Annotated in this window: 12 protein-coding genes and 3 pseudogenes; 4 read left to right on the forward strand and 11 right to left on the reverse strand. The window is 57.4% G+C overall.

Features of this window, described 5'->3' with window-relative positions; translation table 11 throughout:
- Positions 1–61 precede the first annotated feature (61 nt).
- Both CIT26_RS19720 and CIT26_RS38825 read right to left on the reverse strand, forming a co-directional pair.
- Positions 62–193, reverse strand: a complete 132-nt coding sequence (locus tag CIT26_RS19720; protein WP_143747870.1) for a transposase — start codon at positions 191–193, stop codon at positions 62–64.
- Positions 190–447: an MBL fold metallo-hydrolase gene (locus tag CIT26_RS38825; protein ID WP_143747871.1), complete on the reverse strand. Its 258-nt coding sequence runs from the start codon at positions 445–447 to the stop codon at positions 190–192. Before CIT26_RS38825 ends, CIT26_RS19720 begins: the two co-directional genes overlap by 4 nt.
- A gap of 59 nt (positions 448–506) precedes the next feature.
- Between CIT26_RS38825 and CIT26_RS19725 the strand changes: the two are divergent.
- Positions 507–740, forward strand: a pseudogene (locus CIT26_RS19725) (IS66 family transposase); the annotation flags it as partial.
- Between the two features lie 191 nt (positions 741–931).
- On the opposite strand, the gene CIT26_RS19730 reads toward CIT26_RS19725, so the two are convergent.
- The 7 genes from CIT26_RS19730 to CIT26_RS36660 all read right to left on the reverse strand — a co-directional run bounded on the left by CIT26_RS19730 (position 932) and on the right by CIT26_RS36660 (position 8,083).
- Positions 932–2,500 carry an HAD-IA family hydrolase gene (locus CIT26_RS19730; RefSeq protein WP_095494157.1) on the reverse strand — a complete coding sequence of 523 codons (1,569 nt, stop codon included), beginning with the start codon at positions 2,498–2,500 and terminating at the stop codon, positions 932–934.
- Positions 2,501–2,504: 4 nt separating this feature from the next.
- A complete protein-coding gene (locus tag CIT26_RS19735; RefSeq protein ID WP_095494151.1) occupies positions 2,505–3,545 on the reverse strand; it encodes a PLP-dependent aminotransferase family protein in 1,041 nt (346 codons plus the stop codon).
- A gap of 228 nt (positions 3,546–3,773) precedes the next feature.
- Complete coding sequence (locus CIT26_RS19740) at positions 3,774–4,796, reverse strand: beta/alpha barrel domain-containing protein (protein ID WP_095494152.1); 1,023 nt, start codon at positions 4,794–4,796, stop codon at positions 3,774–3,776.
- A gap of 46 nt (positions 4,797–4,842) precedes the next feature.
- Positions 4,843–5,649, reverse strand: coding sequence for an SDR family NAD(P)-dependent oxidoreductase (locus CIT26_RS19745; RefSeq protein ID WP_167391467.1), 807 nt, complete (start codon positions 5,647–5,649; stop codon positions 4,843–4,845).
- 69 nt (positions 5,650–5,718) lie between these two features.
- Complete coding sequence (locus CIT26_RS19750) at positions 5,719–6,915, reverse strand: family 3 encapsulin nanocompartment shell protein (protein ID WP_095494153.1); 1,197 nt, start codon at positions 6,913–6,915, stop codon at positions 5,719–5,721.
- Between the two features lie 27 nt (positions 6,916–6,942).
- Positions 6,943–7,707: an SDR family oxidoreductase gene (locus CIT26_RS19755; RefSeq protein ID WP_095494154.1), complete on the reverse strand. Its 765-nt coding sequence runs from the start codon at positions 7,705–7,707 to the stop codon at positions 6,943–6,945.
- A 238-nt stretch (positions 7,708–7,945) separates the two neighbouring features.
- The gene (locus CIT26_RS36660; protein WP_167391468.1) at positions 7,946–8,083 is read right to left on the reverse strand and encodes a hypothetical protein; all 138 of its coding nucleotides are present in this window, start codon (positions 8,081–8,083) and stop codon (positions 7,946–7,948) included.
- A gap of 196 nt (positions 8,084–8,279) precedes the next feature.
- Between CIT26_RS36660 and CIT26_RS38830 the strand changes: the two are divergent.
- From CIT26_RS38830 to CIT26_RS19770, 3 genes and pseudogenes are all read left to right on the forward strand, one after another.
- Positions 8,280–8,625: pseudogene (locus tag CIT26_RS38830) on the forward strand (glutamate dehydrogenase); the annotation flags it as partial.
- Positions 8,626–8,700: 75 nt separating this feature from the next.
- A pseudogene (locus CIT26_RS19765) lies at positions 8,701–9,030 on the forward strand (transposase); the annotation flags it as partial.
- 339 nt (positions 9,031–9,369) lie between these two features.
- Positions 9,370–10,389: an IS110 family RNA-guided transposase gene (locus CIT26_RS19770; protein ID WP_095494155.1), complete on the forward strand. Its 1,020-nt coding sequence runs from the start codon at positions 9,370–9,372 to the stop codon at positions 10,387–10,389.
- A 382-nt stretch (positions 10,390–10,771) separates the two neighbouring features.
- Here the strand turns inward: CIT26_RS19770 and CIT26_RS36010 are convergent, their stop codons facing one another.
- Both CIT26_RS36010 and CIT26_RS19780 read right to left on the reverse strand, forming a co-directional pair.
- On the reverse strand, positions 10,772–11,056 hold the full coding sequence (locus tag CIT26_RS36010) for a hypothetical protein (RefSeq protein ID WP_143747872.1): 285 nt from the start codon (positions 11,054–11,056) through the stop codon (positions 10,772–10,774).
- Between the two features lie 366 nt (positions 11,057–11,422).
- Positions 11,423–11,771: SDR family NAD(P)-dependent oxidoreductase (locus tag CIT26_RS19780; protein ID WP_143747873.1), on the reverse strand; the 349-nt coding region annotated here is incomplete at its 5' end.

The following is an 11,771-nucleotide window of genomic DNA, read 5'->3' on the forward strand; positions in this document are numbered from 1 at the left end:
TGCAATTCCAAAGCCGACCTCCGCCCTAATCAGGATGCCAGATCAACGGTTTGCGGATAGTTCACGGCCGACTGATTCGTCTATGGTACGCAGGACCCGGCCCGGATTGCCGGACGCTGGGATTCGGGCCGAGATAGCTGACGAGGTTCGGCGGTTCGTTGAAGCGCGATACTTCGCCGATCGCCGCCTTCATGTCCAGCGCATGCGTTCATATTCCGGTACAGCAATTTTTGCCCCTGCCTTCTGAACAATAGGGGCTCCCCAACACTGATCTCTATGATGGTGGGTATGCAACACCAGTCGGCTCGTTCGATACAGATAGTGTGACTGGAAAATTGCGCCGGATCCTGTATCGATCAGAAGGCACTCGTCGCCGCTTTTCAGAACACAAACATAACAAGTATCTCGAAACTCCCAAAGGCGATCGGAGAGTTGGGTGAGAGACATTTACCTTCCTTCTCGGGGCGCTGATACCGACGAAGCAGCTATGCGCTCGGCCGGCGTGTGCCGTGCTCGAGCGCTTCCTCGCCGACGGCTGCATCGAGCTCGAGTCCAACACTGTCGAGCGTGCGATCAGGCCAAAGACAAGTACGAAAAGAACAGCCTCTCCGCGGGCAGCGACGGCGGTGGACGGACATAGGCTACGATCGCCACGCTGCTGGCCACCGCCAAGATGAACCAGGTCGATCCGCACGCCTGGCGCCAGGCTTACCCAAACCCTCGAGCGCATCGTCAATGGCTCGTCAAACGATCAAACAGCAACATCGACGCCCTCATGCCCAGTGCTGAACGGCCTGAGCTGCCCGCTCACTACCGAATGCTTGGAGTGCGCGGAGCGTGCTCGCGACGCGAAGACGGATCTGCTCAAAGAGAAAGTTGGGGGATAACCGCTGCCGCCAAAACCCGCCTTATCCGCTCCGCGATTCTCGCTTCAAGCTGCCCAAACCTGATCTGTTGTACTGGAATGCATCGCCGATCGAAGGTGTGGAAACAAACTACCGTCGAAGATCTGATCGAGGTTCTTTGCCACATAATCGGGAGCGCCGTTCTCGTCTTGACGCAACTCGCCGCAGTTGTTGAGGCCAGTGGTTACGAGAAGTGCGTCGAGCCCGGCAGCCTTTGCGCCGTTGATATCAGTATCAACCTGATCGCCGACCATCAAAAGACGGTCGGTACCGGCCCGAGCGATGCACTCTTCGAAAATCGCTCTTCCTGGCTTGCCCATAAACTCTACTGAGATTGGAGGAGCTCCGAAGGGCGCTAGTCCTGCCTGAAGCATTGGCCCTATTATGCTTGGTCCAAAGACGAGTGAGCCGTTCTTGCTAGGATAAATGATGTCCGCGTTTGCCGCTATAATACGGGGCATTTCGCCCGTCTCGATCAGTCTGCGTTGAAAGGTCGACAGGATGTGATCGGCAGCCCGTTTAAAATCGAAACCTTCGTCATCGAGCACTACGAGTGTGTCGAATGTCTCGGCCGTGTCAGTGCAATGAAGATTTGGATGCTTGCCGAAGATGTCATGGGCAGCGTGTGCACTGCCCACATACGAAACTAGCCGCCCGGCCGCCAGCTCTTCGAGTACGCGATGTCGCGCAACACCTCCCGCGGACACGATACGGTCGACCGCCGGAATCGGAAGTCCCGCGCCGCGGAGACGTGCGAATATCGTTTCATCCGATCCACTGCTGATATTCGTCACGATGTAGTATGGCTGACCGGACATATTAAGTCGGGCCAAGATATCAGCAGCGCCGGGGAGGGCTTCATTTTCGCTGATCAGGACCCCCATCGCGTCGAAAAGTATCGCGTCATAGCAATCTACCAGTGTCTGAGGAGGACGCTCGAGCGTTGGTAGGCTGTCGAGGGCCGCGGTCAGAGCACAGGCCGACTCCGTCCCTGGCTGAACCGCACGCGCCTTAAACGGCGGAAAGTAGCCGTGATAAGCCTCTTGCAACGCTCTGATGCGCCAGTCGTCGCGTGTAATCTTGCCGCGGCAGAGTGGGGCGCCACACTTACAGCCGGAAAAGCCGCCCGCCGGAGATCCGGTCATTGCGTAATCGATCAGGAGCTCGACGGGCGCCTCCTTGCTCGCAACGATATGTTGCATCGCCACAAGCGTGAGTGCATCGGAGAGGCCGACATTCGGTTCACAGCTATGATTGATCGCTCCGATCCGTGAGATCTCATCAGCGTTTTCGGGGCAAACATACCAGCGCGGATGAACCTGATGGCCGAACTTGCCCACCTTGGCCACATAGGCCTCGATCGAATCGGCTGGAACGAGGCGGCCACCGAACCGTCCAATGATTTCACCCTTGCGGACGGACCTTATCGCGAAAAGGCCATGTCGAGCGGGGACAATGCTGCGTTGCATCTTGACGACCCCTGGGGCCCATTTGCGCGCTGGGGGCAAAATCTCCTCCGGCAGTTGGACACGAAAGTACAGACTTGCAGTATGTTCTGAGTAGATCCGCCGCCTTTGTTGAGTATCATTGGTCATGATATCACCCCTGAACAAGCTCTCTGTCACGCACGCCTATCGCTTCGGGTGGTATGCTGGCCTCGCACGTCTCGCTATAAGCCCAGGCCAGCCACTCGCATAAAATCGCCAAGTCATCTGCCTCGACCGTAGGCCCCGCCCATATCCGAAATCCCGGTGGCGCGTCACCGTAGCTCCAGATGTCAAAAGCCGCGCCTTCGGCTTCGAGTAGACGGATCATCCCCGCAACGATTTTACCGTCGTCCTCTTTCTCACCGGCAGCGAGCTGCTCTCGTACAAGCCGAAGAGTAATTGAACAGGTGGAGCGTGCTGCCGGATTGGTGCAAGTCCAATCAATCCAAGGGGTAGAGTTCACCCAGTCGGCCATCACAGCATAGTTATTGGCAACCCTGTTCAGAAGCGCGGGTAGTCCGCCGCACGCTTCGGCCCAGTCGAGCGCAGAGTGGATATCCTCGACGGCGAACATGCTGGGGGTCGAGATCGTCCGGCCGCCAAAGAACGCTTTGTTCACAGATCCGTCGGGGTTGTGCAGTCTCATGAGCCTGGCTACAGGCTTACGTCCGCCGGCTTTCAGCCGTGCCTGGGCTCGAGGCGAGAGCGCGATCATGCCATGGCCGCCTTCGCCGCCAAGCGCCTTCTGCCATGACCAGCACAGAACATCGATCCGATCGAAGTCGATGTGCCTCGCAAAAGCTGCCGAGACGGCATCTGCGATCACAAGTCCGGCACGGTCAGGAAGAATCCAGTCAAGATCCGGTGGACAAACGCCGCTGCTGGTGCCGTTTAGCACTAGAACGATGTCGTGATTGGGGTCGATCCTGCTAGTGTTCGGAAAATCTCCGTAAGCACAAATGTGCCGCCTTTGGGGGGCAAGAGCCAACGTATCGATCTCATTTGCCCAATACTGCGAGAAGCTGTCTGACAAAAATGTCTCGACTGGAAACGGGCCGAGTAGATTTTGTAAGGCCATGCTGCAGGCCCCAGTGCCCGAACCGGGCACGATTCCGCAGAGCCAGCTATCAGGCAGCTCTAGCAAAGAGGCCATGCGCCTGATTACCTCTCCCAGCCTTTCTGCTCCCTCGCAGCTCCGGTGACTTCGTCCAACATAGCGCAGCATAGTTGGGCGCACGCTCCAACCAGGATGTTTACGGCAAGGGCCTGATGAAAACCGCGGATCGGACGGGAGGAGCGATGGTTTCACAACCGCGTTTGGTAGAGTCATGGCTTCCTCCAAATTGGGAAAAAGGGGGCACCTCAACGGAAATATCTGCGATCAGGCGATGTCCTGCGCCATCAGCGCCGACAGCTTTTCATTGGCAAAACTCATCCGTTCATCGGCGCGAAGGTCCGAAAGGCGCCTGATAATCGCGGCGTCAGACAATGCCCCGCCTTCACGTAGCTTTTGAACATAGGACGGATGGATAAAGTTTGAGCCCGCGAATTGATATGCCGCGCTGCTGCCCCAGCCATACCGTTTGCGAAGCGGATCGAAGTGACGCAGGACGTGCTCGAGGAGTGCCCGTTCCTTGGATGTTTCGAGGCGAGTGAGAATCGGTAGGAGTTGCTCACTAGCCGTATTTCCCGCCCCGCGGCCCATGCCGCCCATGGTGCAGTCTATCCAGGTCGCTCCCGCCATCGCGGCGGCCACTGAATTGACCAGGGCATATCCGCGGTTGTCATGGCCGTGGAATCCAATGTCAGCCTCAATTCGACCCGCGAACCTACCGATAAATTCCTGAACGCGAGTCGGCTTCATAGAGCCAAAGGAATCGGCAATATAAAGCACGTCGATGGTGTCGATCTGCTTTACCTCCTTCAGGCACGTCTCAATTTCTGCAGCATTTGCTGCATCGATCTGCATGAGATTCAAAAACACACGGAAGCCCCTGTGAGACAACTCAGCGCAAATGTTCCGGCAGGCAGCCAAGTTGCTGTAATGCGCTGCCACGCGGACGGTCGTGATATGCCCTGGGACTAGTCCTTCTGTCAGGCGGATCACGGCAAGGGGTATCGGCAGTTCGCTCGCAAGCACATCCTTGGCATCGATCATCACGCATGCCTTGACCAGGAGACCCGCAGCCACCTTTTCGGCCTTAGAGCTCGTCACACTGGCGAAATATCCGTGGCTCTCAGGCTTTCCGGCGAGCCCCAGCTCGACCATGCGCACTGGGAGAGTGTTGATAGTAGCGACATAGTCCGACACCAGTTCCGGCGCGAAATCCCAATTTGTGTAGTAGCCACCGTCGCGCAAGGTGCAGTCTAGGAAGTTCACTTCATCTGGTATTGTGTTTAACATTGCCCAGCCTCCTCCAAATACCGCCACAACATCGAAGCATCCTGCATCAGCTCGCGGCGTAGCCCCCATCGACATAGAGAATTTCGCCTGTTACGAACGATGCAGCTGGGCTCGCGAGGAAAATGTAAGGCCCGAAATATTCGGACAAATTACCGCGGCGTCGCATCGGAGTGAGTTCCATTGCGCGGCGCTGATAAGGGCTATCGAGATTAGGATGCACCCCATCCATGAAGTTGTTGATGAATCCAGGTGCGACGGCGTTTACACGAATACCCTTATTGGCCCATTCTACCGCCATGGTGCGCGTCAGTTGATTGACGCCACCCTTGCTCGCAGCATAGACAGTCAGGCCCGGTATGCCGAGCGAACTGGCGACCGAAGAAGTCATGATGATGCTGCCGCCGCCTTGATCCAGCATTGCTTGGGCGGCAAACTTGGCACAATAGTAGTAGCCACGCAGATTGGTATCGACAATTTCGTCCCATTCCGGCTCTTCATATGAATGCGCTGGCTTAATGATGTCGGTACCTGCGTTGCAGATCATCACATCGATCTGCCCAAACCGGTCGACCGTGCTACTGATCAGTGCCTTGCAATCGTCGTGCGACCGCACATCAGCGCGGATAGCCGTCACGTTGATTCCTTGGCCCGCAAGTTCGGCCTCTGCTTCGGTCAGCTCTTCAATATTGTGCGAGGAAAGGACTATCTTCGCGCCCAACCGTCCAAAGCAGGTGGCGAGCGACTTCCCTAGACCGCGGCTCGAGCCTGAAATGCAGACTACCTTGCCACCAATTCCGAAGAGCTCCTGGTATCCTTCTGCACCGATTTCAGAATTACGAGTTGTATCAGACATAATAGATTACCAATTCCAGCTATGATTTTCGCTTTAGTTCAAGTCAAGATCATCGTTCAGCAGGCAAGATCAGCATGAGGCAAATCGCAAGAGCGGCGATGCTCGCGACAGCAAAGTAAATATCTTGGGGGACCCAACGCTGTTTTGAAGATGGCCGCCCGTGAAGTTCCCAAAGGTTGTACAGAACCCTAGAAAGACGTTGGCGATAGCGAATATACTCATGGCGTTTTCAGGCGTGGCCGTCTTGCTGATGTAGGCCGGGATCAAGCCATAGACTGCATAGAAGACCAGACCGGAGCAAATTGCTGCCAGCTGTAGCACCAATGCATTGTCCTGCAGCGCGATAAACGCGCCACCCGCCATGAGCACACCATAGTAGAAGAAGACATTGCGATGCTCCTCCGTCGTCCCAGTCTGGCTCATTTCGAACTTCACAGCCGCTATCGGCACGCTGACGACAAGGCGCTCCTTGAATGAAGCTTCAAGCCGGTAAATTCGGCCACCATCCGTCGCTTTGCCGGCTTCTCCAATCTTCACCGTGGCGCAACCTGCCTCGAAAAGACGCGTGCCAAGGTCAAAATCGCCCTCAATGCCTTGGTTTTCCGGCACAAGCCGCGTACGAGTGATGCGAACTCCACTTGATTCAAGCTTTCGGACAGCATCCGAGGTCTGCACCATCGTCCAGTAATTGCGAGGGTTGAGGAACATACCTCCCGTGGTCGCCCCTTGCTGTTCTACCGTGTTGCAGGCCTCGAGAGCGCAGATACCCGGATCCCGCGAGACCCGCTCCACGTTAGCAATGCTGGGCATGTTGAGGAGTCCATAAGGCCCGGTCAGAAGGGCGTGGTTCTCAGCTGTAAAGAGCCGCGGCACCAGCCGTGTGGCAATAAATGAAGTTAGCGCTTCCGTATCGCGGGACATCGCCTCGTGCACGCCAATCCAGGCGCGTGTGGGATAGAGATCGACCGTTTCGGCATAAGCAAAGGCGCGTTGAAACTCAGGAAGCGTGTCGACTCCCTCAGCTGCGTCAACCACCTCTTCAGAATTCATTTCATACCAGTAACCCGACTCGCGCTGTGAAAGATCGACTACCTTGAATTGATCGCGCACTGTCAGGCGCGGCGTCGGCCGGTTGGCGGAGTAATTTTCAAGCGTCAGAAGACTAAATGGGAAAGTGAGCTCCTGCTCAGGGTGATCGCGAATACACGCATGTGCGATTGAACGGCCGAGATCGATGACGGCTCTGTTTGCGTTGGCTTCGTTCATGCGACGGCTCCTAGTGCGACGAATTGTTCAGACGGTTGCACTCAGCCCACCATCGATGACGATCAGGGCGCCGCTGACATAGGCCGCGCGGGCGCTGGCCAAGAATGCAGCGACTGCTGCGAATTCCGAGGGATCGCCAAGGCGTCGGGCCGGGGTCCTATCCTCGAGCGCACGGATGGCTTCGGCGTGGTCGCCGAGGCGATTGGCTTCGTGAATCGCGGTGCTGTGTGCTCCAGGAGCGAGCACGTTTACGGTGATGCTCTCCCCCGACAATTCTTGTACGAGCGTGTGGCAGTAGGGCACTAGCCCTGCCCGTGCGACACCCGACAGCGCGAAATGTACTGGGGTCCGTACAATAGCCTCGGAAGCGAGCATTAATATTCGCCCCGCCCGCGAGCGCCGCAGATACGGCAAGGCAGCCATAACTAGATTTATGGAAGGTAAAAGCACTCGGTCAAACGCATCGTCGAAATCCTTAGGCGTCATGGCCGAGGGTGGCCCGGCAGAAACGCCGCCGCAATTCGTCACCAAGATGTCGATACACCGAAAATGCTCTGCTGTTTCGGCAACCCAAGCTGCTGCATCGGCGCAGTCAGTTACATCGGTCGCGCGCGCCAGCACTTCGGCGCCTTTGCTGCGCAACCGATCCACTGCTCTTTCTAGCCGCCCCGGATGCCGCCCACAGATGGACAGGCGGCAGCCTTCGTTGGCTAACTCCTCAGCTGTGGCCAAACCCAAGCCGCTGGAGGCGGCCGCGACCATTGCCACCTTGCCGTCAAGCCCTAAATCCATTTTTTACCCCCAATTAACATCACCACGCTTCTTGGCACCGTTGCAGACAGCCAAGCATGTACCGTGCCAAACGAAAAAATTCGCTCAAAACAGTAGGATAGCTCCGCTGATAAAACTTCGGTTTGCTATGGCCGTGCATGATGATGAGACAAATGTACGGAATCCGACGTAACTCTGGCGTCCTTCCGATAGGGGATCGGTCGCCTTCCGGTTCTGAAGACAGCGCTGGGAAAGCAACTTAAGGCGAATTAGTCGTGTACAAAATTGGCCGCAGCGTGCCGCTCGACGCTACCAAGCCTCGCCGCGCCAGTATCACGAAACTGTCGAGCCATTCGAATACGCCAAGGGCGATCTTCTGCGTCGCGTACAGCAGCATGGCTTCGTCTCCACTCTTGGCCGCACTATGCGTTTGTGCAGGGCCTTCGCTACAGGCCAACCGCCACAGACGGCGTCTTCGACGCCTGGTTCAGACATCAGAAAATAGAAACCATCGACCTCAATGCCTTGGGACGATAGCATGCAAAACGGTTCGCGATGTCCTCGCACACCTGTTCGCGATGTCCCGGTCCAAACACGCAGGAGGCGTGGTGGTGAGCCATTTCGAATGAGTGAAGAATCTGACCCACAACTCTTTCGGCTTGATGGAAAGGCGGCGGAGGGAGCGACGAAACCAGACAATCGCCACAGCGCTCGAGAGGATGACAGGCAGGCCGGTTCCAGCCGATATGCGCGACGAATTTCTTGAAGGGGCGCCGAGATCGATCTCGTGCGGTCCCCTCCCCTTATGAGGACGTCATGCACAGCACTTGGGCCCGTATCCCCCAACCTCCTTGAGGAGCAGCCGGAACTCGGCGACTAAGGGAAGCCGCCTATGTCGCGTCCATTCGACAGATCGCTAGCGCTCTGAGGCCATTCTAAGGCCTTCTCTGATTGGGGTTTGAGGTCAAGCTCCTCCTGCTTTCTTTTCCGGACGTTCGTGGGTCGGCGCAGGGCCGCACGACCCGACACTTTGCCGCCTGGCTCGGCCTAACGCCGAAGGATCATTCAACTGCCGGCCGGGTCAAGCTGGGCGTGATCACGCGCGCCGGCGACAAAGCCTTGAGCAGCGTGCTGGTGGCCGGGGCTACTGCTGTCATCCGGCATGTCCGACGCGGCCGAGGCGCCGTCTCACCCTGGCTTGTCGACCTACTCAAGCGCAAGCCGCCGAAACTCGCTGCCGTGGCGCTAGCGAACAAGATCGCGCGCATCGCCTGGAAGCTTATGGTGAGCGGCGAGATCTACAAAGCGAAGCCTATGCCGCCAGCCTTGGCGCGCGCCGCATAGAGATCGGCCAGACACGGGAACATCTCTACTGTTTCCGTGCTGAGCTGGTGCCGGAACTTGCAAGAGAATGAGCAGTTGGTGTGATCGATCGATCCGAGATTCGAGACACTCCGTTAACCCCATTGGTCGTTGTAGACCGCCATGTTGTTGGGAACTCGTGTCGCGGAAACCATCTTGGCCAGCAGTCACGTGCGACCGCACACAAAGGCCGGACATATGATCGCAAGCGATGGGATCAAATCACTACCCAATATCTCGCAGGGAGGAGGCCAATGGTATGGACCCCGCCCTCCAGGCGAGGTGAAATCTCGAACGCCAACTGCAACGAAGGAGGATGTCATGCAGATCGTTCGAATAGGCCTGGATCTAGCGAAATACGTCCTCGAGGTTCACGGTGTCGACTGCCTCGGGAAAGTCGTCGTGCGCAAAACGTTACGCCGCGATGCGGTAGCCCGCTTCTTCGCCAATCTGCCACGATGTCTGGTCGGCATGGAAGCCTCGAACGGAGCGCATTATTGGGCGAGGGTGCTTTCCGATCTCGGCCATGAGGTTCGGCTGATCAGCCCTCAGTTCGTGACGCCATACGTCAAGTCCAACAAGAATGACCGGAATGACGCTGAAGCGATTTGCGAAGCCGTAGGCCGGCCGACGATGCGTTTTGTTCTGCCGAAATCAGCCGATCAATTGGCAATTCAAGCGGTTCATCGCATTCGCAGCCGTCTGGTTGCAGATCGGGTCAAGCTCGTCAATCAGGTTCGTGGACTTCTAGCCGAGCATGGAGTGGTCATTGCCCGCGACATCCCACGGCTGCGCCGGGTCCTTGCTGATAGCGACGATGGTCTCAATGAATTGGTGCGGGTGATGATCCGAGAAGTGCAAACGGAGTTGGTCGAACTGGACCAACGCATTGCATCCTATGATCGGCGGGTTCGGGAGCTCTTTCGCAACAGCGAACTATGTCAGCGGCTTGGAAAGATCGAAGGTATCGGCCCTGTGACCGCGACAGCCTTGATCGCTGCCGTAGGTGATCGAACTTGCTTCAAGAACGGCCGCCAGTTTGCGGCATGGCTCGGTCTCGTGCCGAAACAGCGATCCAGTGGAGGGCGAGCCCGCCTGTTCGGTATCAGCAAGCGCGGCGATCGCTATCTGCGCACATTGATGATCCATGGCGCTCGCGCTGCGCTCGGCAAAGCAGCGGGCAAGCAGGATCCTCGAAGCCTTTGGCTTAGTAAGTTGCGGCAAAGGCGGCATCCCAATGTCGCGGCTGTCGCGCTCGCCAACAAGAATGCGAGGATCGTGTGGGCCATGCTCTCGGGCGGCACAGTCTACGAGCACGCACCATCGGTGAAAGCAGCTTAAGGCGACGCGGCAAACGAAGGAATAACAGAAGGAGGTCTCACCCCAGCAATTGCAGCAAAATGGTAGGAGATGGTGAAACGGTCATTCCGTCGCTTCCCGAACCTGGTGTGTGGACCGGCTTGGCTTTGGCCAATGTCTAGGGGCCGATGAGGTGGAAGCGCGCGAAAATCCATCGGGGCTCGCGGCGACGACGTTGTCCAGCCGCATCAGGAAGCCGGATATACGTCAGCAGTTGTGACCGACGATCTTGATCTAGCCGACCTGTTGCGATCGGGCGGGGTCCATATACGTCCACATATGGGCTCAGTAGAGCGAGGCGTCTCAATCTGTTGAACGACCTTGGGGGAGTTCGCCCCAGGATCGTACCTGCTAGCGAGATCGCCTAGCCATCGTCCCACGGGAACGATCCGGATCGCCCTTCTGGGCGAAACCATTCCTTCTTCATCTGTCCGTTGTCCATTTCACGCCGATACGGGACCGGGCTCCTTGCCGTAGCGGAATTCTGTCGCATCAACCCACATGTGATGCAGGATGACGGCGAGTGCAAATTCCGAGGGAAGTCGCCTCCCGATTCCGAAATGATCTCGCCCCCTTGTTCCTCCGGCGCCAGCGCCAGGCTCACAAATTCTTCCTTCTGGATCATCACGCGCCTGGCTTCGAATGGCACCACGAATCTCCCCGCGCAGAGCGCACGAAACTGGTCGCGATGTCTTCGCACACCTGTCCGCGATGTCTCCGGTCCAAACAGGTCCCTTGTCGGGGAGACGCTCACATTGCCCAAACCGCAATCCTTGCCCTTCCCGAGGCCACTGCTCATCGCCATAAATGTCGAATTTTTCTCTCGCCGATCGAGGATTTATCAACACCCTCTACGAACGTTTCCCTCTCGGAATCCAAGCTACGTCGTCGTTTTCGACCTGCCCGCCTGCAAGAGAGCGAAGGTCGACACCATGGTGCGGCTCCAGGGAGGGCCAGGATGATCCTGGCGAGCGACAGCCCCCGTCGCAACCCGTTCGAAGTCGCCAACGCACCACTATGACTGCGGCTTCGTCAGCTTGGCTCGGTACTCCTCATCCAAGATGGCGGGCAGTGATATCTTCTTGGTTCGCGCGCCGTCGACGGAGATCATTTCACCGCTAACGAAGCTGGACTCATCGCTGGCCAGCCAAAGGACCGCATTGGCTATCTCCTTTGGAGCGCCTATCCTTCCCACCGGGTGAAGTTGCCCCAATTCCCGCTCGATCAAGCTTCGGTCCGGGTGCATCTCGACATAGGCACGATTCAGCTCGGTATCGATCCAACCGGGGCAAACCGTGTTGCAACGTATACCATCCGGCCCGAGGTCAACTGCCAGTCCCAGCGTAAGACCATGCACGCCGGCC

Source organism: Mesorhizobium temperatum (assembly GCF_002284575.1).
Lineage (GTDB): Bacteria > Pseudomonadota > Alphaproteobacteria > Rhizobiales > Rhizobiaceae > Mesorhizobium > Mesorhizobium temperatum.